Annotated in this window: 22 protein-coding genes, 1 rRNA gene and 1 riboswitch; of the genes, 11 read left to right on the forward strand and 12 right to left on the reverse strand. The window is 42.7% G+C overall.

The window, feature by feature from the left end:
- Positions 1-107: ribosomal RNA gene (rrf, locus tag FTT86_RS12500) — 5S ribosomal RNA — on the forward strand; the annotation flags it as partial.
- A 467-nt stretch (positions 108-574) separates the two neighbouring features.
- Here rrf and FTT86_RS12505 read toward each other — a convergent pair.
- The 6 genes from FTT86_RS12505 to FTT86_RS12530 all read right to left on the reverse strand — a co-directional run bounded on the left by FTT86_RS12505 (position 575) and on the right by FTT86_RS12530 (position 6,486).
- The gene (locus tag FTT86_RS12505; RefSeq protein ID WP_005246122.1) at positions 575-1,156 is read right to left on the reverse strand and encodes a lytic transglycosylase domain-containing protein; all 582 of its coding nucleotides are present in this window, start codon (positions 1,154-1,156) and stop codon (positions 575-577) included.
- Positions 1,157-1,280: 124 nt separating this feature from the next.
- The gene (locus FTT86_RS12510) at positions 1,281-1,772 is read right to left on the reverse strand and encodes a GNAT family N-acetyltransferase (RefSeq protein WP_180087549.1); all 492 of its coding nucleotides are present in this window, start codon (positions 1,770-1,772) and stop codon (positions 1,281-1,283) included.
- Positions 1,773-1,885: 113 nt separating this feature from the next.
- A complete protein-coding gene (locus tag FTT86_RS12515) occupies positions 1,886-3,085 on the reverse strand; it encodes an acyl-CoA dehydrogenase family protein (protein ID WP_180087548.1) in 1,200 nt (399 codons plus the stop codon).
- Positions 3,086-3,108: 23 nt separating this feature from the next.
- On the reverse strand, positions 3,109-4,404 hold the full coding sequence (locus tag FTT86_RS12520; protein WP_180087547.1) for an acyl-CoA dehydrogenase family protein: 1,296 nt from the start codon (positions 4,402-4,404) through the stop codon (positions 3,109-3,111).
- Positions 4,405-4,640: 236 nt separating this feature from the next.
- On the reverse strand, positions 4,641-6,017 hold the full coding sequence (locus FTT86_RS12525) for an AarF/ABC1/UbiB kinase family protein (RefSeq protein WP_004647106.1): 1,377 nt from the start codon (positions 6,015-6,017) through the stop codon (positions 4,641-4,643).
- A gap of 160 nt (positions 6,018-6,177) precedes the next feature.
- On the reverse strand, positions 6,178-6,486 hold the full coding sequence (locus tag FTT86_RS12530; protein ID WP_085064442.1) for a hypothetical protein: 309 nt from the start codon (positions 6,484-6,486) through the stop codon (positions 6,178-6,180).
- Positions 6,487-6,687: 201 nt separating this feature from the next.
- Here FTT86_RS12530 and FTT86_RS12535 point away from each other — a divergent pair, with 201 nt between their 5' ends.
- The 6 genes from FTT86_RS12535 (at position 6,688) to FTT86_RS12560 (ending at position 12,785) form a co-directional block, all read left to right on the forward strand.
- Entirely contained in the window at positions 6,688-7,074 is a 387-nt protein-coding gene (locus FTT86_RS12535) for a DUF1311 domain-containing protein (protein WP_180087546.1), read from the forward strand.
- 204 nt (positions 7,075-7,278) lie between these two features.
- Positions 7,279-8,286 (forward strand): 50S ribosomal protein L3 N(5)-glutamine methyltransferase, encoded by a 1,008-nt coding sequence (gene prmB / locus FTT86_RS12540; protein ID WP_180087545.1) that lies wholly within the window; start codon positions 7,279-7,281, stop codon positions 8,284-8,286.
- A gap of 13 nt (positions 8,287-8,299) precedes the next feature.
- Positions 8,300-9,394: a chorismate synthase gene (aroC, locus tag FTT86_RS12545; protein WP_180087544.1), complete on the forward strand. Its 1,095-nt coding sequence runs from the start codon at positions 8,300-8,302 to the stop codon at positions 9,392-9,394.
- 67 nt (positions 9,395-9,461) lie between these two features.
- A complete protein-coding gene (locus FTT86_RS12550) occupies positions 9,462-9,983 on the forward strand; it encodes a GNAT family N-acetyltransferase (RefSeq protein ID WP_180087543.1) in 522 nt (173 codons plus the stop codon).
- Between the two features lie 125 nt (positions 9,984-10,108).
- The gene (locus FTT86_RS12555) at positions 10,109-11,017 is read left to right on the forward strand and encodes an AEC family transporter (RefSeq protein ID WP_180087542.1); all 909 of its coding nucleotides are present in this window, start codon (positions 10,109-10,111) and stop codon (positions 11,015-11,017) included.
- A 300-nt stretch (positions 11,018-11,317) separates the two neighbouring features.
- Positions 11,318-11,405, forward strand: a riboswitch (glycine riboswitch).
- A 135-nt stretch (positions 11,406-11,540) separates the two neighbouring features.
- Positions 11,541-12,785, forward strand: a complete 1,245-nt coding sequence (locus FTT86_RS12560) for a D-amino acid dehydrogenase (protein WP_005266264.1) — start codon at positions 11,541-11,543, stop codon at positions 12,783-12,785.
- Positions 12,786-12,867: 82 nt separating this feature from the next.
- Here FTT86_RS12560 and FTT86_RS12565 read toward each other — a convergent pair whose 3' ends face one another.
- On the reverse strand, positions 12,868-13,521 hold the full coding sequence (locus tag FTT86_RS12565) for a hypothetical protein (RefSeq protein ID WP_180087541.1): 654 nt from the start codon (positions 13,519-13,521) through the stop codon (positions 12,868-12,870).
- Between the two features lie 100 nt (positions 13,522-13,621).
- Here FTT86_RS12565 and ispF point away from each other — a divergent pair, with 100 nt between their 5' ends.
- Positions 13,622-14,110 (forward strand): 2-C-methyl-D-erythritol 2,4-cyclodiphosphate synthase, encoded by a 489-nt coding sequence (gene ispF / locus FTT86_RS12570; RefSeq protein WP_005266267.1) that lies wholly within the window; start codon positions 13,622-13,624, stop codon positions 14,108-14,110.
- A gap of 2 nt (positions 14,111-14,112) precedes the next feature.
- Here the strand turns inward: ispF and FTT86_RS12575 are convergent, their stop codons facing one another.
- The 3 genes from FTT86_RS12575 to FTT86_RS12585 all read right to left on the reverse strand — a co-directional run bounded on the left by FTT86_RS12575 (position 14,113) and on the right by FTT86_RS12585 (position 16,811).
- The gene (locus FTT86_RS12575) at positions 14,113-14,637 is read right to left on the reverse strand and encodes a protein tyrosine phosphatase family protein (RefSeq protein WP_005246137.1); all 525 of its coding nucleotides are present in this window, start codon (positions 14,635-14,637) and stop codon (positions 14,113-14,115) included.
- A 64-nt stretch (positions 14,638-14,701) separates the two neighbouring features.
- Positions 14,702-15,793, reverse strand: a complete 1,092-nt coding sequence (locus tag FTT86_RS12580) for a 3-deoxy-7-phosphoheptulonate synthase (RefSeq protein WP_174766804.1) — start codon at positions 15,791-15,793, stop codon at positions 14,702-14,704.
- A 127-nt stretch (positions 15,794-15,920) separates the two neighbouring features.
- Entirely contained in the window at positions 15,921-16,811 is an 891-nt protein-coding gene (locus FTT86_RS12585; protein WP_004280461.1) for a sulfite exporter TauE/SafE family protein, read from the reverse strand.
- A 387-nt stretch (positions 16,812-17,198) separates the two neighbouring features.
- On the opposite strand from FTT86_RS12585, the gene lpxB reads away from it, so the two are divergent.
- A complete protein-coding gene (gene lpxB / locus FTT86_RS12590; protein ID WP_180087540.1) occupies positions 17,199-18,371 on the forward strand; it encodes a lipid-A-disaccharide synthase in 1,173 nt (390 codons plus the stop codon).
- Positions 18,372-18,373: 2 nt separating this feature from the next.
- On the opposite strand, the gene FTT86_RS12595 is transcribed toward lpxB, so the two are convergent.
- Positions 18,374-19,324 carry an AraC family transcriptional regulator gene (locus FTT86_RS12595; protein WP_180181308.1) on the reverse strand — a complete coding sequence of 317 codons (951 nt, stop codon included), beginning with the start codon at positions 19,322-19,324 and terminating at the stop codon, positions 18,374-18,376.
- Positions 19,325-19,512: 188 nt separating this feature from the next.
- Between FTT86_RS12595 and FTT86_RS12600 the strand changes: the two genes are divergently transcribed.
- On the forward strand, positions 19,513-20,727 hold the full coding sequence (locus FTT86_RS12600) for an alkane 1-monooxygenase (protein WP_180181309.1): 1,215 nt from the start codon (positions 19,513-19,515) through the stop codon (positions 20,725-20,727).
- 54 nt (positions 20,728-20,781) lie between these two features.
- On the opposite strand, the gene FTT86_RS12605 is transcribed toward FTT86_RS12600, so the two are convergent.
- Complete coding sequence (locus FTT86_RS12605; RefSeq protein WP_180181310.1) at positions 20,782-22,569, reverse strand: acyl-CoA dehydrogenase; 1,788 nt, start codon at positions 22,567-22,569, stop codon at positions 20,782-20,784.
- A gap of 114 nt (positions 22,570-22,683) precedes the next feature.
- Here FTT86_RS12605 and FTT86_RS12610 point away from each other — a divergent pair, with 114 nt between their 5' ends.
- Complete coding sequence (locus FTT86_RS12610) at positions 22,684-23,664, forward strand: GlxA family transcriptional regulator (protein ID WP_180181311.1); 981 nt, start codon at positions 22,684-22,686, stop codon at positions 23,662-23,664.
- Positions 23,665-23,667: the final 3 nt, after the last annotated feature.

Consider the following 23,667-nt stretch of genomic DNA (forward strand, 5'->3'; position numbering starts at 1 on the left):
CCATAGCAAGAGTGAACCACCTGATCCCTTCCCGAACTCAGAAGTGAAACCTCTTAGCGCTGATGGTAGTGTGGGGTTACCCATGTGAGAGTAAGTCATCGCCAGCTCATTATTCCAAAATCCCCCTTCAAGCGAAGGGGGTGTTTTTTTATGCGCGGGATTTTAGAAATAAGTCTTTTATTTCTGATTCTGATTTCTATATGCATTCACTTCCTATCGAGCTCCACGAACTTATTAATTTAAGTGTATAGAAGTATTTATCTGAAATCTTATTAAAGTCTTCTTAGAAGGATGATTCACGTTAATATGACTAGTGTTATCCGATCGATATAGTTTGATCTAAAAGATTTTACAGTCCTATCTTATAAATCTTAAAAAATAAAAAACCAGCGAATCGCTGGTTTTTTATGGCAGGGTATTTTTACCGAACACGCATATCACAACTGTAGTTAATATTTTCTAAATATGTTTTCATAGCAGAAATTTCAATAGGTATTATTTAATAACTACTAATTATCAAAGCTTTACATAAAATAGCCTAAGCATTATTAATTTAATTAGCTTAAATCAGTAATTATAGAGAGTCTTTCAGCATTTTTTTATGCTGTTTTACTTGTTTGGCATAACGTTTACCTTGTTTACGCATTTTACGATTATTTTCATAACCCGATGGACCTACATTATAATAGGCAAGCGCTTTCTTCCAGTCACCGGATGATTGATTATATTTAGAAAGAATATATGTACCACATTGGATATTACTGCTTTCATTGTATAAATCACCTGGACAAGTTTGTTGCCAATATCTCGGAATCACTTGCATCAAGCCTACCGCACCTGCTGGCGAAGTTGCTTGGCTACGATAAGTAGATTCCTGACGAATCACAGCCGCCACTAGAAGTGGATCTACACCCTGATTTTGTGCATGTTGAACAATTAAAGGTGAAACACGATTAGCTGTACTGGATGGGGTGGAATAAGCAGTTTGAATGCCTTTAGACAGCTTAGCTGCGCGTTTTTCTACCGAGCCTCCGCCCAAGGATGAGCAACCCGCAAAAAGAAAAGTGCTCAATAAAATAGAGGAAAATTTAAAAGAATGAGAATGAAATAGTGAACGTTTAGATTTAATTGGATTGAATAAATAAGAAAAAAACAAACTGTGGATTCCATGCCTGAATAAACGTATTTCGATGTTAGGCAGCCTATATACAAGAGTCAAGCTTGCTGCTGATGAAAGCACTTTATTACTATACAAATTTTATCTATCTACTAAAAAATCTCTAAATTGAAAGGGTCTTTAGCATCCAGATTTCACAGGCATCACTATGTCCGGTATTGCCTTCAGGATAATCAAGATGCTGAAAACCTAATTTTTCATAGAGTTTCACCGCTTGCCAAAGCGCTTTAGTTGTTTCTAGATAGACTGAATTAATCTGATGAGTCTGTGCAAATTCACAGGATAATTCTAAAATTTTCTTGGCAAAACCTTGCTGACGAATTTCAGGTAAAAAGTACATTTTCTGAATTTCTAAAATAGTTGCATCACCTTTTAATGGCGCAACTCCACCACCACCGTAAATTTTATTTTGTTGATCCACAACAACCCAGTAAGCTGATTTCGGTTGCTGATAAACTTGATACAGTTCATCTAGAATAGAATCGCCTACTGCGAAACCAGATTCTGCTGCCAGCCCAAACTCTTGGGAAACACGACGAATAATGCTTGCAATTTGGGCATTATCTTCAGGCTGAATAGGACGAATAGAGTACATATAGAACTGATTTTATTTTGAAAAAACGATGAATTTTTATAACCTTAAATCCTTAAAAAAGCCATCGTTTATTCAATTTAGATAAGTTTAATTCACTATTTGATGAGCAATCACTATTTTAATTCGCTTGATGATTTTCCCAACTCCCGACGGGCAATAATGAGTTGCTGAATTTGCTGGGTGCCTTCAAAGATATCCAAAATCTTGGAATCACGCGCCCATTTTTCCAAAAGTTCAGTTTCGTTATAACCAATGGCTGCTGCCAGTTCGACACATTTTAAGGTGATTTCATTACCGATCCGACCGGCCTTGGCTTTGGCAATAGAGGCTTCACGTGAATTGGGTTTGCGATTATCGGCCATCCAGGCAGCTTTCAGCATCAGTAAGCGTGCTGCTTCCCATTCAGCTTCCATACGATAGATTTGTGCTGCGATATTAGAGCTTTGTAAATACGGTGTGGCATAAGTGGAGTCCAGCTGATCCTTAAAAATCTCCTTGATGCGTTCCAGCGAGGCTTTCGCACAACCAATCGCCATGGCTGCAACCAGCGGGCGAGTATTATCAAAGGTTTCCATCACGCCAGCAAAGCCTTTAGCAACATCGATTTCTGCATGACCGAGCAAGTTTGCTGCAGGTACTCGACAGTTGATAAAGCTAATCGTGGCAGTATCGGATGATTTAATCCCTAATTTATGTTCCAGTCGTTCAACCTTCATTCCTGGAGTACCTTTAGTCACCACAAATGATTTAATGGCTGATCGTCCCAGTTTTTTATCCAAAGTTGCCCAAACGACTACTGCATCAGCACGTTCTCCGGATGTTACAAAAATTTTCTCGCCATTCAGAATATAGTCATCACCGTCTTTGGTCGCAGTGGTACGAATCGCAGCGGAATCTGAACCACAACCTGGCTCGGTAATCGCCATGGCTGCCCAAGTTCCATGAAAACGGTGCAATTGCTCCTCGTTGGCAACAGCTGCAATGGCTGAATTTCCTAATCCTTGGCGTGGCATCGAGAGTAATAAGCCAGTATCGCCATAACACATTTCAATAATACTCAGGGCGGTAGACATATTAATGCCATTTTTATTAGTCGTATCTGCATCGCCACGTTTATTGACTGCTGCACCAGCATTCATGCCTTCACTACCTTGGTTCATGCCATCGACAACAGAAGCGAGCATGTCTAGCTCTATCGGATAAGCATGTTCAGCCTTGTCATATTTACGTGAAATAGGGCGCAAAACATTGAGGGCAACTTCATGTGCTTGATCAATCAAAAGCTTAAATTTTTTTGGAGTTTGTAGATTCATTATTGTTCTTCTTTATGTTGTGATCAGGCATGCAAGCCAGAATGGAGAATGGCAGTGGCTCTCAGGTCTCTATACCAGCGTTCTACCGGATGTTCTTTGGTAAAACCATGACCACCCAAAATTTGTACACCATCGGTGCCGATTTTCATGGATTTTTCTGCACAGAGTAGACGTGCCAAATAAGCCTCACGATGAAAAGCTTGACCAGATTCAGCCAGGCTGGCGGCATTCAGGATCAGCATTTGCATCGCGTCAATTTCAATGGCCATATCGGCAATCATAAAGGCGACACCCTGACGATGGGAAATCGGTTCACCAAAGGCAATACGTTCATTGGCATATTGCACACAGTATTTTTTGACTGCTTCACAGGCGCCCACTGCCATCGCACACCACATCAGATTGCCCAAATCTACGAATGCACGATAATCAAAATCTTCATCACCCAGACGATGTGCCGGAGTATCTTCAAATTTGAGCGTAACGGTTTGAGTAGCTTTTAATCCCATAGCCGGCGATTTTTTTGCAGTAACCGTAATGTCGCGTTGCACCACAAAGACCTCAGCTTTTCCGTTTAGATCAGCACTGACCAGATAGAGATCGGCACTTTCTCCGAAGAGCACTAAGGTCTTTTGACCCCGAATCAGATAATGTCCCTGATGTGCAACAGCCTTGGTTCTAAGTTGCTCCGGGTTAAACGCTGCTGTTTCTTCCTGCACTGCAAAGGTGGCCTTTAACTCAGGATTCTCTGCGAAAGCGCCCAGATATTCTGACTGAATTTGCTCTGAGCCCCAGCGGGTAATGGCGTTAATGACACTAAAAGTCGAAAGTAAGCCAGCGGTCAGGCTGAAATCTCCTTGTGCCAAATGTTGAGCGATTAAAATATTGCTGACAATATCCTGTTCTGATGCAACGCCCCCCAATGCTTCAGGCAGGGCATAGAAATTCAGACCTAAATCAGTGCTGTATTGCCAGAGTTCATGGGGAAATAATTCATGCTGATCTGCATCATGCGCCAAGGGATACAGCACCTCTTGGGCAAATTGCTGCATGGCATTACAGGTCATTTGCTGTTCTTCAGTCAGATTCATATCAAATAAGGATTTGGACTGATGGGGCAGACGTTGTTTTTGAATCTTCTGGCTAGATTTCAGGATTTTCTGGGTTTGCCCCAGGGTTTTGAATCCTGCTTTTGAACTTTGATAAAGTGATTTTTCTACAAATTTCCGCAGCTTTAAATGGTCTAATACTTCGCTGCCCGCGATTTTGGTCAGTATGGACAAGCCAAATCCTTGGGCTTTATTCACCATATTATTCATTCTGATTATCCTAAAGGTGTTGTCACGTTATTTCTTTAATACTGACATGTGCTCAGATATAAAACTATGTCGTAGGTGACAAGATTAATTGACAATTTTTAGGTTTAGGGGATTGAAGGAAGGGATGAATAAATCAATGAAAATTAAAAGAAAGATAAAAATATAAAAAATCGAATATGTCTAAAAATTGACCCGAATGACAAAATCATCCGGGTCTTTTTGATGCAGGTTTTATTTTAAGAAAGATGATGTTTAATCATGGCACGCACATTGGTTTTGGCATCAATCACGGTCATAAAAGTATAGGCACCGATAAATTTACGACTAATAAACATAAATTCTTTAGGTGGAACACTGAAATAACGTGAAGCCATTGATCTCGACGCCTGTTGCATCACACGGCTATGCAGCTGGCTTTTTTTCCAGTCATAGCGATTATGTTCATCCATGATGCCAGCTGGCAATTCTTGATTATTCAGTGGTGAGCTAAACGCTTCGGTGGCCAGTAAAAAGACTTTGGCCATATCTGGTTTAATGCTTTGCGGAATCGAATCAAAAAACTCATAGCCGGTCATCGCCTTGACCATCATATCCGAGTCATGATGATAGCCTGCCTGAATCAGGTTACGCGCAACACTGAGCAGATGCTGGTCAAACTGACGGATCGCGCCAAAGTCGAGCAGAATGATCTTGTCGTGCACATCTGCGCCATTGCCCAGACGAACCAGATAATTACCAAAGTTCGGATCGGTTTGCATCTCGCCCCATTCGAAGATTTCACGCACTGCAATTTCTAGAGAGGCTTCACCTAGCTGGTTGCGGCGTTCTTGGGGTAAGGACAACATCACTGGGCTGTTGATCGGCACACCGCGTTCAAAAGTCATGCACAGCACACGATCTGAGCAATATTCATTAATAATGGTTGGGACGATATAGCGAGGATCATCTTTTAAACGGGCAGCAAAACGACGCGTGGTATCTGCTTCAATCTGATAATTTACTTCACGATGCATCATTTCACGGACTTCATCGAACCATTGGTCGAATTCGCGAGTCTGTGGCACGATACGGGTCAATTTCAGCATGTTTTTAAACAGACTCATATCCGAATCAATGGCTTCTGCCACACCCGGATACTGAATTTTTAACACCAGTTCCATGCCGTCAGATTTTCGGGTAGCGCGATGTACCTGTGCCAAAGAAGCTGTGCCCAAAGGTTCATGATCAATGGTGAGATCGTCCAGTTTTGAACCGAGTTGTTGCTGTAACTGGGTCTTGATGGCTGGCCATGCCAATGCCACCGTCTGATTGTTCAGGGTATTTAGAGCCTGAGTGACTTCTTCTGGCAGAAAATGCTCACCGTACAGCGCCATCATCTGGCCAATTTTAACGATAGAACCTTTTAGCTTGCCAATTTCTGCTACCAGATAATCGGCCTGTTCTTTCATGGCTTTTTTACGTTTTTTTTCTTTTTCTTCTTCACTTGAGAACATGGAGCTTGCACTAGAAGCCGCCCAACGCGTGCCTGCCAGCAAGGATGCCTTTGCGATCGATAAGCGTCGATCCATAGAGGAGGTTTTCAGTTGTTTAAGCTTATCGTTCTGATCTGACATGTAAACTCGATCCTTTCATCATCAGCATGAAGCAGAATAAATCATTGTAAGGGATAGTAGCGTTTCTGCACGTATTAAAAAAGTTTAAGCCGCTGAATTTATAGTAAAAGCTAGGCAAGCTTTCATTTATTCACCAGTTTGTATCAGTTTAGACAGGGCATTATGCCATTTGAAATTGGATTTTTAATTCAGATCGTTGTTGTAACTGTTGTTTATTTGTTTGAATATGTTGATGAATCAGGCGCTGTACGCTGTCATGCATAAAGCCCAAAGCATAGCCTTTTACAATCACAATACTAGGCAAGCCAAAAAACAGATATTTGGCATCTTCCAGTGTCGCATCGGTAAATACGCCATGCTGCATTAAGGTCGACTGCAAAAATACCTTTTCTTGCTGCACCTGACTGGAGGCTTGATCATTCCAGTAATTCTGGCGCATCGCCATAAGATTATTGTGCTTATAGCTCATAGATCTGGGCTCATTTGAAGATTGAATGCGGATTATATGTGGGTCATGGGCCAATTTTCAATTGTGCAACTGTTTTAATCTTTCATTCCGAGAAAGGCATAGGATTTTTGTCCGGACTGCGTTAATATCAGTGGATAATTTAAACAATATTGATTGTTAAACATTTATTGGGATTGTACCGGTTTCGGTCAAGGGGAAGTTATGCGTCTTGCATGGTTTTTAGTTGCAATTTTTGCGGGTACTTCGGTTCAGACACAAGCTGCTGTTGGGTATTCTAAGGAATATACACAGTGCATGAATTTTAGTTATGGTAATACACCCAAAGCTGAAAAATGCTTGGAAAAAGAGCTGAAATTTCATAATAAACGTTTGAAGAAAAACTATAAAACTTATCTTAAATTGAATCCGAATCAGACTGCAGTTATCCGCAGTCAGCATGTATTGTGGGAGCGTAAACTGGCCCAGCAATGTAACTTTAGAATGTCAGGAAAATATGCCAAGCAGCAACAGGGTCAATGTATGCTGGCTTTGATCATGGATCAGGCCAATCTTTATCAATCCCGCTCTTATGCGTCCGGGTTCCGATAAATCATCATAGTATTAGCATCGACATTTAACAGAAACATCCCTAAATAAAGTAAACATTTATCTGAATAATCGCTCACAAAAACAGGAGTTTTATAATTTTTGTGGGCATAGAGAATTCGTGTTTTTCATGCTTTTAGCATTATAAAAGCAGGCAAAACAAGGTATCATAAGGCGTTTAAAAAAATGACCTTGGAGACGCCTTAAGTGGATCGACCGACTATTAGCCCTGAACATATGCAGGAAGCCGCTGAAAATTTAACCACCATTCGTGATTTTATTCGTTTTGGTGTGACAGCATTACGTCAATACGATGCACATTTGGGCCAAGGCACAGAAGATTATTTTGCTGAAAGTTCAGCGCTAGTGTTGCAAACCCTGTCACTAGAATGGAAAGCGGACGCTGAAATTCTAGATGCCAAATTATTGCCAAGTGAAAAAGCCGAATTTTTAAGTCTGCTGGAACGCCGTATTAATGAAAAAGTTCCAACTTCATATTTATTGAATCTGGCTTACTTTGACGGCAAACCCTACTATGTCGATGAGCGTGTGCTGATTCCACGTTCACCGATTGCTGAACTGATTCAGAACCGTTTTGCCCCGTATTTCCTGGGTGAACATGGTCAAATGGGTGAAGCGGTTAATAACTTGCCGGAAAACCCGAATCCGAAGATACCACAACGCATTCTAGATATGTGTACCGGTTCCGGCTGTATCGCAATTGCCTTGGCTTATGCTTTCCCTGAAGCGGAAGTAGATGCGACTGATATTTCGAAAGAAGCCTTGGAAGTTGCGCAAATCAATACTGAGCATCATGACAAGCAATATCAGATCGCTTTGCTTGAATCAGATCTGTTTGAAAAAATTCCAGCTGAAAACCAATACGATTTAATCGTATCTAATCCGCCGTATGTCGATGCGGAAGATATGGCTGATTTGCCTGAGGAATTCCATCATGAGCCTGAGCTTGCACTTGCTGCAGGTCAGGACGGTCTGGATCTGGTGCGTAAAATGCTGGCTCAAGCAGCAGATTATCTGACTGAGAATGGCCTGATCGTGATCGAAGTGGGTAACTCAGAATGGGCGATGCGCCAAAACTTTAATTCGGTTGATTTCTACTGGTTACAATTCCAGAAAGGTGGTACGGGTATCTTTGCATTGACTGCAGAGCAATGCCGTACCTACCGTGATCTATTTATTCAGTCTATTGCATAAGGAGTCGTTTGACATGGCAGGTAATAGTATAGGGCAACTGTTCCGTGTAACGACTTGTGGTGAATCTCATGGTGTTGGCCTGATGGCCATCATCGATGGGGTTCCACCCGGCATTGAGCTGACTGAAGCTGATTTGCAAAAGGATCTGGACCGCCGTAAGCCGGGTACATCGAAATTTGCAACCCAGCGTAAAGAACCCGATGAAGTAGAAATTATTTCCGGTGTGTTTGAGGGTAAAACCACCGGTACTTCAATTGGTTTGTTAATTCGTAATACGGATCAAAAATCGAAAGACTACGGCAATATCGCACAAACTTTCCGCCCGGGTCATGCCGACTATACCTATACCCAAAAGTATGGTTTCCGTGATTACCGTGGTGGAGGCCGTTCAAGTGCGCGTGAAACGGCAATGCGTGTTGCTGCGGGTGCAATTGCCAAGAAATTCCTTTTTGAGAAATTTGGCATTGAGATTCGTGGTCATGTAACCCAGATCGGCACCGAAAAAACAGAGAAACTGGACTGGAACGAAGTTCCAAACAATCCGTTTTTCTGTGGCGATGTGGATGCAGTACCACGTTTTGAAGCGCTAGTGACGTCTTTGCGTGAGCAAGGTACCAGTTGTGGCGCTAAACTCGAGATCATTGCGTCTAAAGTGCCAGTGGGTTGGGGCGAGCCAGTCTTTGATCGTCTAGATGCTGACATTGCGCATGCCATGATGTCGATTAATGCCGTTAAAGGTGTCGAAATCGGTGATGGTTTTGGTGTCGCTGAACAGTTTGGTCATGAAAGCCGTGATGAACTCACCACAGAAGGCTTCCTGGCCAATCATGCTGGCGGTATTTTAGGTGGTATTTCTAGCGGTCAAGACATCCGTGTTGCGATTGCGTTGAAACCGACTGCATCTATCACCACGCCAGGTAAAACCATCAATATTGATCGTGAAGATACTGATGTGTTGACCAAAGGTCGTCATGATCCTTGCGTAGGTGTGCGTGCAACCCCGATTGCTGAAGCGATGCTGGCGATTGTGCTGATGGATCACTTCATGCGTCACCGTGCGCAAAATGCCGATGTTGTTGCGCCATTTGCACCGATTGAACCTAAATAATTTGCTTTAACTTTAAAGTGAAATTGTTTTAAAGTCAGACTCCGGTCTGACTTTTTTTATTTATAAAATGAATCACTATAAAAATATACGATTGGCGAGCAAGGCTGATGTTCAGCAACTTACTATGCTGATTAATACAGCTTATCGTACTCCGGGTGGATGGACGACTGAAGCAGGAATGATCCAGGGTGATCGTATTCAAGAAAAACAGTTATATGACTTGCTCAATTTAGAAAATTTTCAGCTGTTTGTGTTGGAAATTGATAATAAGCTTCTTGGTTGTATTGGCGTGAGCTTAGGACAGCAAGTAGCAGAGATTGGAAGCTTTGCTGTTGCACCTGCTGAGCAAAACTCGGGTTATGGCAAGCAATTATTGGACTTTGCCGAATCCCATATTTTCGAAATATTTAAAAAGAAAGTGATTCAGATGTCAGTGTTAAATGTTCGTACTGAACTGTTGGCATATTATCAGCGCCATGGCTATCAGCTGACTGAAAAGATTGAAGCATATCCACTGGGTCAAAAGCTCGGAGAACCTTTGATTCCGTTACATTTACTGATTTTAGAAAAAATCATCAGATCAATATGATTAGTTGGTGAAAATTCAAGCTTTTTGCTACTTAAATTGAGTGGTGAAAAAGCTCATCAATATGCTAAGTTTTCTGTTCAGTCTAAGCGGCTTAAGATTAGGCAGAAAACAGACCAGGATGTCACATGCTGCATATTATTTTAACTTCTTTATTTCCCCTCATCGGACTGATCAGCTTTGGTTATCTGCTTAAGCGTAGGCAATGGTTGAGTGATGATTTTTGGCGAGGCGCTGAAAAGTTAAATTATTATGCATTGTTTCCGGTAATGCTGTTTTTAAATCTGGCCACTGCCAAGATTCAAATGAATGTCATTCAGGATGTAGTACTGGTCGTATTTAGCATCATGGCTGTGGTCAGTATTGCGCTGTATATCTTGCGCCAAATTTACCGAATTTCCTATGCGCGTTTCGGCGTCTATGTTCAAGGTTTACTGCGCTTTAATACCTATATTGGCCTTGCTGCTGTCAGCGCCTTATTTCAGCAGCAGGGTATGACTATTTTCGCTGTGATCATGGTGCTGTGTATTCCTTTGGTGAATATCTTGTCAGTGCTGGCATTTACCCGTAGCCACGATATGCAGCTGAAAAAAATCATCCTGGATTTGTCTAAAAATCCATTAATTCTAGGCTGTATTGTGGGTGGTTTATTTAATCTTTCTGGTTTGTCACTCTGGACTGGAGCAGAGCAGTTTCTTAAACAGATTGCACTGTGCAGTTTGCCGCTCGGTTTGATGTGTGTGGGAGCAGCCTTACAGTTTCAGGGTTTTCAGCGTGATGTGTTGCCACTCAGCCTGATAACCTTTGGCCGCGTGTTCGGAATGCCGCTGATTGCATTTTTAGTGTGTAAAATTTTCCAGATTGATGCATTAACTACTCAGGTTTTGGTCTTGTTCTTTGCACTTCCTACCGCCTCAGCTTCGTATGTTTTAACCCGGGTATATGGCGGCGATAGCGAGTTAATGGCCAGTATTATCAGTGTACAAACAGTGGTCGCAGCAGTAAGCTTAGTACTGATGCTTTCTTGGCTTATCTAAAATTCTAAAATGGATAAGGAAAACTCTACATTTTGAATTATTAAAATAGCCTAAGCAAAAAAAAGGTTAAATTTTATTTAAGCGCCAAAATTAAATAAGTTCTGGAATTTTATAAAGGGTAGAACTTACTCGTTTTACTTACGGCAGCAAAATCTAAAAATTTAATATCTAGGCAATATCCTCTATCACACATGTATACTGTTAATTAAAAAAAAGAATCATGGATAAATTCACGTGAATTAACATAAATAAAAACTGTGTTTCTCCTAAAAATGGTATATAAATTGCTCATGATAATAAAACATTATTGCAGGAGAGAAATGCTTCTGCATTCGCCGAAGGAGCAAGGTCCCAGGAAACTCTCAGGCAAAAGGACTGTGATAATGGATAAAAACTCTGGAGAGAAGTGTTCAATCACTCACCGAAGGGGAAGGTGGCCGCATTGATGTGCAATGTATCTACCGAAGCTCTCAGGTACACATGACAGATGGGAAAAGACATCAATATAATCAAGGAGGTGTCTATGCGTCATGTCGTGGTGATTGGGGCCGGTATTACCGGAGTAACCACAGCTTATGAGCTGGCACAATCAGGCTATCAAGTGACTGTGGTTGATCGGCATCTTTATCCGGCAATGGAAACATCCTTTGCCAATGGCGGCCAGCTTTCTGCCTGTAATGCCGAAGTATGGAACCAGAAAGCCACGGTACTCAAAGGCATCAAATGGATGTCACAAAAAACCGCACCACTTTTGCTCAATCCTTCTTTCAGTGTGCATAAATACAGCTGGCTCATGGAATTTCTGGGCAATATCAAACATTATGAAGCCAATACCCGAGAGACTGTACGGCTGGCTTTACTGGCAAGAGCACGCTTATTTGAAATTGCCGAAACAGAAAATATTGATTTCAATTTAGAAAAACGCGGCATTTTACATTTTTATCATAACAAAACGGATTATGATGTTGCGATCAAAGTCAATGATCTGTTGTGTAGCGGTGGTCTGGAGCGCAATGCCATTTCCAATGCAGAAATCAAGCAGATCGAACCTGCATTAACTGGCGATTATTATGCAGGATTTTACTGTCAGAGCGATGCCACCGGGGATATTCATAAATTTAGTACCGGTTTGGCCAAAGCCTGTATGCAAAAAGGCGTGAAATTTGAGTTTGGTCAAGATGTTTTTGTTGTTGATCATCAGGCTCAGAATATTCGGGTTAAATGCAAACCTAGTACTGAAAATGTCCATTCCTCTCCAGAGGATGTTCTGGAGATTAATGCAGATGCCATTGTGGTCTGTGCAGGGGTTGGCAGCTATCAATTGGCTGAAATACTTGGTGAACGAGTCAATGTCTATCCAGTCAAAGGCTACTCGATTACCGTGCAACTGAATGATGAGCAGAGCCAGAACAACGCACCTTGGGTCAGTCTGCTAGATGAAAGTGCGAAAATTGTCTTGTCACGCCTAGGCAAGGATCGTTTGCGTGTTGCAGGAACAGCCGAGTTTAATGGCTATAACCGGGATATTCGTGCTGACCGAATTCAACCTTTAATTGACTGGACCAATCGTAATTTTGACCTGTGTACTGAGCATGTTGTTCCGTGGGCAGGCTTACGCCCCATGATGCCAAATATGATGCCTGTGGTACGCCGTGGCAAACATGAGCGGGTCTTTTACAATACCGGACATGGTCATCTGGGCTGGACTTTATCAGCTGCAACGGCTGCGATGATTAGTCAGGAAATTGCGCAATACTATCCAGCTTAAATTGATAGCCCGCTTGCGGGCTATTTTTTACATCAAAGATATCATTTTATATAACAATAAATTTTAATATTTTTAAATTAAATCAATCATATAGTCGATAAATACCGGTAAATGGTTCACAGCCTTTCTGCTGGCTACTGACCGCTAAAATGGCTTTACTATAGTTAAACTCATAGCGGCAGTCATTTTCATTATCGGTGATCTGGTTTTTTGTCTCAGGCGTGGTATAGGCTAAAAAAGGAACGGTCTGCTTCTCGGTCCGGTTATTTGGATTACGATATGCCAGGCCTTCAATCTTGATCCGGTCTTTGGTCAGTTGATGAATCTTGAGATGCACGGGCTGCTTGGCGATTTGTCCCTGTTCAAACTTAATATAATGCTGGGTCAGACTTTGATTCAGTGAAATATAGACATTTAAATCATCTAAACGCCATTCAAACTGCTGTTTAAAACAGTCTAGCGTTTTGCATTGCTGTAAGCGGGTCGCCCATAGTTGTTGGCTATCTTGTAATAAACGCACAGGTGCATCAGTAATCAGAAAAGCAGTAAAGTATTGGTCTGTGAGTTTTTCACGAGATTCAGCCAGCGATGCTGAGCAGACTTTATTCATGGCAGCCGTTTTTTTGCTGTCATCGCTACAATCCATTGTGATCGCTGAGCTACCCGTAGAAATCGTCCCCAGACCGAGCATCAGGCCAATTATTTTCAACATATTTATATCAGTTTTCAGTAGCATGATCGCTTATACTTTCACTGTGTTACGCTTGGTCTAACTATAGCGAAATAGAAAGCAAGTGTACAAGATTTCAATGGGCTATTTCTAAAGGATGTATAAGGTGATCGCACAAATTCGTATTGGCCAGGGTCTGGATGTGCATGCATTTGAAGAAGGTGATTTTGTCACTCTGGCAGGCATTCAAATTCCGCATACTCACGGTCTGAAAGCACATTCGGATGGTGATGTAGTGCTGCATGCACTCTGTGATGCTTTGTTGGGTGCTTTGGCGCTCGGAGATATTGGCCAGCATTTCCCAGATACAGATCCTGAGTTTAAAGGTGCAGATAGTCGGGTATTACTCAAGCATGTTTATCAGCTAATCCTGGATCGTGGTTATCACCTGAATAATGCCGATATTACCGTGGCCTGTGAACGTCCAAAACTGGCGAAACACAATTTGGCCATGCGTCAAAGTATTGCAGATGTCTTGGATATTGATGTGACTCAAATCAGTATTAAAGCCACCACCACTGAACAGTTAGGTTTTACCGGTCGTCAGGAAGGCATTATGTCGATGGCAACCGTGTTATTGAGCCATAGTAAATAAAATCAGGCAAAATAATTTGGATTAATCAGGGAAAGTTCCAGTTCCTGCGTTGCTTTACGACCTTGTAGCTGTAGGGCAACCGCATGCATTAAACCGGTCCAGGTTTCATTTGGTTCCCAGATCTGATGCAAGTGTTCTTGTGCTGTAGGCATATCGATATCCATATAGTACTGACGATATAAATACATCAGACAACTGACATGGTAGTTTTGCGAACAATGTACCCAGACCATTTGCTCTTTTACCAGATGATCGATCAGATCCAGTACCAGCAGGCATTGATTGTCTGATGGGGTTTCCCAGGAAATCGGAACCTGAATATAGTTCAGTCCCAGCTCAAGGCAAATTTTATCTTCATGCGGCAGATACTGTTCGCTATCGGTCAGCGCCACATTGATGACTGTAGATACACCGTATTCTTTCATCAGCTGTAATTGGGTAGTGGTCGGTTGACCGGAGCTAAACAGATGTTCGTGTATGAACTGAAAATTCTCAATCTGGCTTAATGCCGTTTCAATATCATTCATCAGATAAATTTTCCTTGTTCTAGAAATGCAAACGCCATCTTGGCGATGGCGTTGGTCAGATCATTTAACGATTAGGTAAAATGTCTTTCAATGCCTCATGCATGTCGAGTAAAACTTTTTCAGTCGTTTCCCAGTCGATACAGCCATCCGTAACGGATTGACCGTATTCCATATCATTCAGGTTCGCCGGAATGTCCTGACGACCACCCTTAAGATGACTTTCTACCATAATACCAACAATTGACTTGTTTCCATCAAGAATTTGTTCGGAAATGTTTTTAAGTACAAGTGGTTGCAGGTACGGGTCTTTGTTAGAGTTGGCGTGGCTGGCATCAATCATGATCTTGGTGCTGACTTTGGCCTTGGCTAGAGCAGCTTCTGCATCGGCAACCGAGCCTGCATCGTAGTTCGGCTTGCCATTACCGCCACGCAGTACCACGTGAGCATAAGGATTGCCTGAAGTGCGAATCACAGCCACCTGGCCTTGATCATTCAGACCGAGGAAGCTGTGACCATGTTTCACAGATTGCATCGCATTGGTCGCGACCGTTAAACCGCCATCAGTACCATTTTTAAAGCCGACTGGTGAAGAAAGACCAGAAGACATTTCACGATGGGTCTGGCTTTCTGTGGTACGTGCACCAATTGCTGACCATGAAATCAGGTCTTGGTAATACTGTGGCGAGTTTGGATCAAGTGCTTCAGTGGCACATGGCAAGCCCATTTCATTCAGTTCAAGTAATAGCTTGCGACCGATACGCAGACCTTTTTCAATATTGAATGAATCATTCATGTCTGGGTCATTGATCAGGCCTTTCCAGCCTACGGTAGTCCGTGGTTTTTCAAAATAAACCCGCATCACGATGTATAAGCTGTCTTTAACTTTTTCGCTCAGTACTTTTAAGCGTTCAGCATATTCATGCGCCGCCGCCGGATCATGGATAGAACAAGGGCCAATTACAACGAACAGGCGTTTGTCTTCACCATCCAGAATTTTACGAATCGTTTCACGACCATGCAGTACGGTTTGATAAGCAGTTTCAGTCAACGGTAACTCTGCTTTAAGCTCAGCAGGGGTTACAAGAGGAATCATGCTGTGGATATTCACGTCATCAATATCTGATGCTGAAATAGGATTTGACTGTTGTGTATTCATTGCCGTCACTGGTTCGATCATACAAAAGGTTGTTTAATAGCCCGAATATAACATGAATGATGCGTCACTTTGTTATAAAAAAGATGAATACTTCTTTGAAAAAAAAGTGATGAATCGGATAGTTAACTTAAACGGACGGGGAATTTTGATTCACAATTATCATTGCTGTTTCAGCAGGTTGAGCCGGTTTTGATTTCACAGGATTAATCATGAAATTCACGCCCAGCGCAAATAGGGTAATACCTAAAATTTTGCGGATCAGTTTTTCCGGCATACGTGAGCTGAGTAAAGTGCCGACAATAATCGCCGGAATAGACCCCACCAATAACCACATGAGCAGCATGAAATCGACGTTGCCTGAAGACATATGACCCAGCCCTGCGACCAGTGTCAGTAATACCGCGTGCACCACGTCAGAGCCAATAATACGAATCATCGGCAGATTCGGGAACATCACTACAAGTGCCATGATACCAAATGCACCGGCACCCACTGAAGATAGCGTGACAAATATGCCCAAGATAATGCCCATGATGATGATAGCAACGCGCTTTTCTTTGGCTTGCAGCTTCACTTTTTCCAGATCCTGCGTCATATCCGGTAGTTCTTGTTTTCTGTATTTATTAAAAAGATTTTCGATCTGGGTGCGAAACAGAATGGATAAGCCGGTAATAGTCAGCATAAAGCCCAAGACCATGGTCAGGACGGCTTTGTAATGCGTCGATTGGCTCAGATAGTTCTCGAGTACCCAATGCGTTGCAAAAGATGCGGGAATACTGCCAACGGCCAGCCAGATCACAATCGGCCAGACAATATTCATTTTCTTGGCATGCACAAACGAGCCACAGAATTTAGAAATCGCGGCATAGAGCAGGTCAGTACCAATCGCGATATGCGGTTCAATCCGGAATAAACTGATAAGAATTGGCGTCATTAATGAACCGCCACCGACACCGGTGACACCTACACAAAAACCTACCAGAACGCCTGCTAAAATAAATTCAATCGGACCAAACATGCATATATGCCAAAATCAAAAAACGAGCATATCTTATGACTTTTGGGTATAAGTCGTTGTCTTGATTATTGATTTACTTATGCATAAAAAAGATAAAGCTAGGTGAAGAATATTAGGTGATCTTTCATGTTTATTCACTGGGTTATGTATAAAGTGCGAATATAATGATTGATTTTAACTGTCCGATTTGCCCCATTTCTGTCTAATTGAATGTACCTGTAAATGTCGATTTAATTCTTGTTATGCAAGCTCCCTTATTGACTAAGTTATTCTAAATGGTGAGTTTCTTAAAATGAGAAGATGCTTAAGCTTCTTCCGGAATAGTTACAGGATTATGTTAGAATCCCGATTCAATAAATTTCCATGCGGATCTGAGAGGAAACCCACTTGCTAAATCGAAAGCTTAAAATTGGAATCGTGGTCGGTGAAGTCTCTGGAGATACGCTTGGCGCAAAATTGATTCGCCGTTTTCGTGAGCAAGGCATTGATGCTGAATTTGAAGGTATCGGTGGTCCACAAATGATCGCGGAAGGTTTTAAAAGCTATTATCCGATGGATATTCTGTCGGTGATGGGCATTGTCGAAGTTTTAAAAGATATTAAAAAACTGTTTGCTGTGCGGGATGGTCTGGTGGAAACCTGGACTAAAGATCCGGTCGATATTTTTATCGGGATTGATGCGCCTGATTTTAACCTGCGTTTGTCAAAAACCATTAAACAAAAACAGTTACCGATTAAAACCGTGCAATACGTCAGTCCTTCGGTCTGGGCATGGCGTCAAGGCCGTATACATGGCATTAAAGCCAGTATTGATCTGGTGCTGTGCCTGTTTCCATTTGAAAAAGCGTTCTTTAAAAAATGGGATGTTCCTGCAGCTTTTGTCGGACATCCGCTCGCTAGCCAATTGCCGCTTGAAAATCCAATTCTGGAGGCTCAGACAGAATTAGGCCTAGACCCAGATCAGAAATATATTGCATTATTACCGGGAAGCCGCCGTGGCGAGATTGAGCGTTTGGGACCTTTGGTTCTGGATGCAGCTAATATTCTGCATCACAAATATCCGGATTATACCTTTCTGATTCCTGCGATTAATGATGCACGCAAGCAGCAAATCGAAAGTTTACTGGCCACTTATCCTGAGAGCTTAAAAACCCAAATTCGCTTGATGGAAAATACCAGCGCTGAATCCAAAATTGGCCGTCAGGTCATGAATGCATCCAATATTATTGCACTGGCGTCTGGAACTGCAACGCTTGAAGCGATGTTGCTGCACCGTCCGATGGTGACTTTTTATAAATTGCACTGGCTGACCTATCGAATTGCCAAATTACTGGTAAAAATCCCATATTTTTCATTACCAAATATAATTGCTGGCAAAAAAGTGATTCAAGAACTCATCCAATCCGCTGCTACACCTGAAAATCTGGCAGCTGAAATTGAAAAACTGATGGATATTGAAGCAGCGCAGATTCAGGTTATGCAGCATATCACCATGCACAAGCAGCTACTTTCTGGCAATAGCGAAGATCCGGTCACAGCAGTATTGGCATTAGTCCAGTAATTTTAGTCTGGTAATAAAGACTGGTTCTTCTGACAATTCAGCCGGTATTGGGTCGGCGTCTGTTCAAACTGTTTTTTAAAACTTTGACTAAACGCCGTCTCGGATGAATAACCAACCAGATAAGCGATCTGCTGGATACCAAATCCACTATTTCTCAAATATTGCGCTGCCAGACGCAGGCGGTGCTGTTGCAGATAGGCAAGGGGCGGTTCACCGACAATCTGGGTAAATAACTGGGCGAATTTGGAACGTGACATATGACATTGTTCGGCCAGACTTTCTACAGTCCAGAATTGTTCAGGTTTGCCATGAATCGCTGCCAGTGCATTGGATAGTTCCGGATGCGAGAGCGCATTTAGCCAGCTCGAGGCATTTTCCAGGTTTAAAATATAATCACGTACGCATTCAATCAGTAAAATACTGACCAGATGATCCAGAATCTTGTCACGTCCGGGACGAAGCTGCTGGGTTTCCAGTGCCAGAAACTGCAAGCCAACCTGTAACCATTCTGGCGCCGTATCACCCAGAATATGTTGAATATGCAGGTATTTAGGTAATGCACTCAAAAGAGGTTTGGCCATCTGGATATCCAAGCTAGAACGAATAGCCAGTATGAAACTATAATCCGCCGAATTTTCCCGATTGAGATCAACACATTGCTGTGCATTGCTCTGAAAATAAGGATTAATCGCATGGTGCTCAGAAAAATCGGCATTGTCTGGGCAGGAAACATGATGGGAGGAACCTGCGGGTAATAGCACCAGATCACCTTGTTGCAGCTCCAGTCGATCACCATTCATGAACTTTAATTGCGCCTGTCCTTGTAACAGGATATAGGCCAGCATAAAGGGTTCATGTTGATAGTCAAAGCCGCCCGGATGAAATACATTCAGATAAAGATATTCCGATTTTTCCAGATGAATATCATCAAAAATTTTACTTAAAGCATCCATGCCTAACTCTATTCTTCTGTTTTATTTCATTTAATTGACTATAAATTTTTTAACTTTGTGATTTTAGGCCAGAATTTGGCAGCATGTGCCAAAGACGCTGACATAGCTTTTCTGGACGTTGAATACTGTTCGCGGCTGCTGAAATATTCAACTATAAGTGCAGAGTAACATAAAAAAGGAAGGTCGCAATGAATGCCCCTGCACAAATCCAGAAAGCGCAGTTTACGCAGGAAGCGTCGGCACTAAAAGGTGTAAAGCTGGATAAAAAACGTTTTGGCTGGTTGCTCAGCCCAGGTCTGCCTGTGATCGGAATGGGAATTCTGGCCGGTTATCATTTTGGTCCTAAAGCCACTCAAAAAGTCTTTGCGATGGGCGGGCCTTTATTATTGCATGTCATCATTCCGACATTGGATGCTCTGATTGGCGATGATGCCAATAACCCAAATGATGAGCAGATCAAGGCACTGGTTAACGATCCTTATTATGACCGCATTGTAAAAACATTTATTCCCTTACAAATGGCAGCCAATGCCTTTGCTGGCTATGTCGTAAGTCGCCCAAATATGTCTTTGCTAGATCAGGTATTGCTGGGAGTTTCTATGGGTGCGATTAATGGTGTGGGGGTGAATACCGCACATGAACTCAGCCATCGTCCACAGAAAAAAGACCATTACTGGTCTCATGCCAGCCTGATGCCTTTGGGCTATAACCATTTCCGAATCGAACATCCTTATGGACACCATAAACGGGTGGCGACACCAGAAGATCCGGCATCTTCAAAAATGGGTGAATCTTTTTACCGTTTCTGGCCACGTACCGTAATAGGCGGATTAAAATCTGCAATCCAGATTGAAAAAAGACGGCTCGAGCGTAAGGGACTGAAATTCTTTAATCAGGAAAATGAGCTGTTTCATGGTTGGGCCATGAGTGCCGGCTATCATGCCTTGATGCTAAAGGCGTATGGCAAGAAAATTATTCCTTATACACTGACACAGGCATTTTATGGCGTTAGCTTGTTTGAGATTGTGAATTATATCGAGCACTACGGACTAAAACGCGGACAGAAAGCGGATGGCAGTTATGAGCGAACCTTGCCGGAACATAGCTGGAACAACAACAATATCGTGACTAATCTGTTTTTGTACCAGTTACAGCGCCATTCTGACCATCATGCCTTTCCAGGCCGGCCATTTCAGGCGTTACGGCATTTTGATGAAGCGCCAGAATTACCGAGCGGTTATGCAACCATGTTAATTCCAGCCTTGATTCCACCTTTATGGTACAAAATCATGGATCAGCGGGTATATCAGCACTATCAGGGCGATTTAAGCAAGGCCAATATCTTGCCTTCCAAGCGTGCCAAGCTATTTAAAAAATTTGGTGTAAATAACTCTACAGCTTAATGAATTACAAAATAAAAATGCGCCGATAAAGGCGCATTTTTTGATGAATTCTGTCTAGAACCAGTCAGCTTGCATATTGAGGCAAGTATCATCCAGATTCATCAGTAATTTGGCGTGATGTTCAATTTCAGGGAGTTCCCAGCGAATAAAATATTGAGTTGCCTGAATTTTCCCTGCCAGAAAAGTCTGATCTTCTGTCTGCAAAGATGTGCCAAACTTGAGTTGAGCTTGATTCGCCATTTCCAGCCATAGCCAGGATAGGATGGTTTTTCCCATCATATCCAGATACAGTCCTGAATTGGCCAAAGCTTCACTGACTTTGCCTTGATGCAAGGCCTGGCCTAAAATCTGTGTAGTCTTTTGCACAGTGGCAAGGTGCTGTTTAAAGATATCTGCGAGTTCCACTAGCTTAGGTTCATGAATTTCTGACAAGGTCTTCTGGATGCGCTGCATGAGCAGATTGAGCCCTTTGCCATTATGCTGCCAGAGTTTACGTCCCAGCAGATCCAGAGATTGAATGCCGTAAGTTCCTTCATGAATCGGATTTAAACGGTTATCACGATAACATTGCTCCACCGGATATTCACGGGTATAACCCGCGCCGCCCAAGACCTGAATGGCCAGATCATTGGCTTTCGGACCATAGGCAGAAGGGAAAGATTTGACCACCGGGGTTATGAGATCAAGCAGAATTGCACTATCTTCATCTTGAGCTGCCTGATGTTCATCAATTAATCGGGCGGCAAATAAGCAAAGTGCCAGCGAACCTTCTACATACGACTTTTGCGCCAGCAGCATACGTTTGACATCTGTATGTTCAATGATATTCACTGGTTTCGAGTCAGGTGTTTTTTCATGAACTGGCCGGCCTTGCGGACGGTTTTTAGCATAATCCAGAGATTCCAGATAGCCACGATAACCAATCATGGCTGCGCCCAGACCGACACCCACACGTGCTTCATTCATCATCTTGAACATGTATTTTAAGCCATGACCGGGTTCACCAATTAAATAGCCTAAGCAATTATCATTTTCTCCAAAGCTTAAAACTGTGGATGTGGTACCTCGATAGCCCATTTTGTGCAGTAAGCCAGCCAGCTGTACATCATTGGCTTCACCGAGTGAACCATCTTCATGAGTTTTGAATTTTGGTACGATAAACAGGGAAATTCCTTTTACGCCTTGTGGTGCATCATGAATCCGCGCCAAGACCAGATGCACAATATTTTCGCTAATGTCCTGATCGCCCCCCGAAATAAACATTTTCTGGCCTTTAATTTTATAAATTCCATCTGCTTGAGGAATGGCTTTAGTGGTCAGATCGCCCAAAGAGGAACCTACATTCGGCTCGGTCATGGCCATGGTGCCGGCAAAGCGGCCACTCAGCATATGCGGTAGGAATATTTGCTTTTGTTCTGGGGAAGCAAAAGCCTGTATCAGGTTCGCCGCAGCGGCTGTTAGAAAAGAATAAGCCACGGTGGACGGATTGGCCGACATGAAATACGCATTACAAGCCATATTCACCAAAGTGGGCAGTTGCATGCCACCATCTGCATAATTATGCTGGGCGCAAAGCAGGCCGGCATCGGCAAACTGTTGCCAGGCTGTCTTCACTTCATCAATGGTTTTGACCTGTTTGCCATCAAAGTTCGGTTCATGCTGATCAGCTTTGGCATTATGCGGTGCAAAATAATCAGTCGCGATACCTTTTGCCGTTTCCAGAATACTGTCGAAAGTATTTTTGTCATGATCCTGATAGCGTTGCAGTTTAGTCAGCGCTTCAAGTTTGAATACGTCATAAAGCTGGAAATACAGATCTTTATCATTAATCAGTTGGGTCACGGTACTATCCTAAATGTGCAATCCTTGAGATAGCATCAAGACTAGCAGTTGCTTTTATTGAGGAGGATTGTCAATAATGACATGAATCGGGTGAAAAATGACAAATAGAAAAATATGCAAGATGTGGTGATTTTAGGCTTTGATGGCGCTCTGGCTTCGGCCATTACGGGTGTGGTCGATTTATTTGCCATGGCGGGCGTAAGCTGGAACCGGATCCAGCAGCAGGATGTACAACGCCTATTTAAGGTGAGTATTGCCAGTCCAGATGGACATCCGATTCGGTGTATCAATGGGCTGCAGTTGCAGGCACATTTTTCTTATCAAGAGATTCAAACTGCAGATATTCTGGTGGTACCGACCATCGCTGCACCAATTCAGGATGTATTGCAACAGAATCCAGAACTGATTCATTTTTTACAATCTGCACATGCAGATTTGACTTTAATTGCAGGAAACTGTACCGGGAATTTTTTTCTTGCAGAAGCAGGCATTTTAGATGACCGAGTTGCAACAACGCATTGGGGTTTTCAGGAAATGTTCCGTTCACGCTATCCAAAGGTGAAACTGAATGCCGATCTGATGATTAGCCGGGATCAGAATATCTATTGTGCGGGTGGAGGCCTGGCCTGGTTTGACTTGGGTTTGCATCTGATTGAGCGCTTGTATGGCTTTGAGGTGGCCATGCAATCGGCTAAATCTTTTGTAATTGATTACCGCCGTGAGAGCCAGTTGTCTTATTCATTGCTGAATATTGGCCAGCCGCACCATGATGAACTGGTACAAAAAGTCCAGAACTGGCTAGAGCAACATTTTCATGAAGATTTTAGTTTGAACGAGCTGGCGGAACAGTTTAATGTGACCGGCCGAACCCTGATTCGACGCTTTAAACAAGCCTTAGACATACCGCCCAATCAGTATTTACAAGCAATCCGGATTGAAGCCGCCCGTAAACGACTGGAAGAAACCGATCAAGCTGTGGATGTGATCATGCAAAATGTCGGCTATCAGGACCCAAGTTCATTCCGCCGTTTATTTCATAAAAAAACCGGTCTGACGCCGTTGGAATACCGGCGCCGGTTTAGCCGGCGCTTTTAAAAG

It is taken from the genome of Acinetobacter sp. YH01021 (genome assembly GCF_013420255.1).
Classification (GTDB): domain Bacteria; phylum Pseudomonadota; class Gammaproteobacteria; order Pseudomonadales; family Moraxellaceae; genus Acinetobacter.

Excerpts from the sequence above, each read along its gene's own strand:
- FTT86_RS12510 (WP_180087549.1), bottom strand. The coding sequence starts at position 1,772 with ATGTACTCTATTCGTCCTATTCAGCCTGAAGATAATGCCCAAATTGCA.
- FTT86_RS12515 (WP_180087548.1), bottom strand. The coding sequence starts at position 3,085 with ATGAATCTACAAACTCCAAAAAAATTTAAGCTTTTGATTGATCAAGCA.
- FTT86_RS12520 (WP_180087547.1), bottom strand. The coding sequence starts at position 4,404 with ATGAATAATATGGTGAATAAAGCCCAAGGATTTGGCTTGTCCATACTG.
- FTT86_RS12525 (WP_004647106.1), bottom strand. The coding sequence starts at position 6,017 with ATGTCAGATCAGAACGATAAGCTTAAACAACTGAAAACCTCCTCTATG.
- FTT86_RS12530 (WP_085064442.1), bottom strand. The coding sequence starts at position 6,486 with ATGAGCTATAAGCACAATAATCTTATGGCGATGCGCCAGAATTACTGG.
- FTT86_RS12535 (WP_180087546.1), top strand. The coding sequence starts at position 6,688 with ATGCGTCTTGCATGGTTTTTAGTTGCAATTTTTGCGGGTACTTCGGTT.
- aroC (WP_180087544.1), top strand. The coding sequence starts at position 8,300 with ATGGCAGGTAATAGTATAGGGCAACTGTTCCGTGTAACGACTTGTGGT.
- FTT86_RS12550 (WP_180087543.1), top strand. The coding sequence starts at position 9,462 with ATGAATCACTATAAAAATATACGATTGGCGAGCAAGGCTGATGTTCAG.
- FTT86_RS12555 (WP_180087542.1), top strand. The coding sequence starts at position 10,109 with ATGCTGCATATTATTTTAACTTCTTTATTTCCCCTCATCGGACTGATC.
- FTT86_RS12560 (WP_005266264.1), top strand. The coding sequence starts at position 11,541 with ATGCGTCATGTCGTGGTGATTGGGGCCGGTATTACCGGAGTAACCACA.
- FTT86_RS12565 (WP_180087541.1), bottom strand. The coding sequence starts at position 13,521 with ATGCTACTGAAAACTGATATAAATATGTTGAAAATAATTGGCCTGATG.
- FTT86_RS12575 (WP_005246137.1), bottom strand. The coding sequence starts at position 14,637 with ATGAATGATATTGAAACGGCATTAAGCCAGATTGAGAATTTTCAGTTC.
- FTT86_RS12580 (WP_174766804.1), bottom strand. The coding sequence starts at position 15,793 with ATGAATACACAACAGTCAAATCCTATTTCAGCATCAGATATTGATGAC.
- FTT86_RS12585 (WP_004280461.1), bottom strand. The coding sequence starts at position 16,811 with ATGTTTGGTCCGATTGAATTTATTTTAGCAGGCGTTCTGGTAGGTTTT.
- FTT86_RS12595 (WP_180181308.1), bottom strand. The coding sequence starts at position 19,324 with ATGGATGCTTTAAGTAAAATTTTTGATGATATTCATCTGGAAAAATCG.
- FTT86_RS12600 (WP_180181309.1), top strand. The coding sequence starts at position 19,513 with ATGAATGCCCCTGCACAAATCCAGAAAGCGCAGTTTACGCAGGAAGCG.
- FTT86_RS12610 (WP_180181311.1), top strand. The coding sequence starts at position 22,684 with ATGCAAGATGTGGTGATTTTAGGCTTTGATGGCGCTCTGGCTTCGGCC.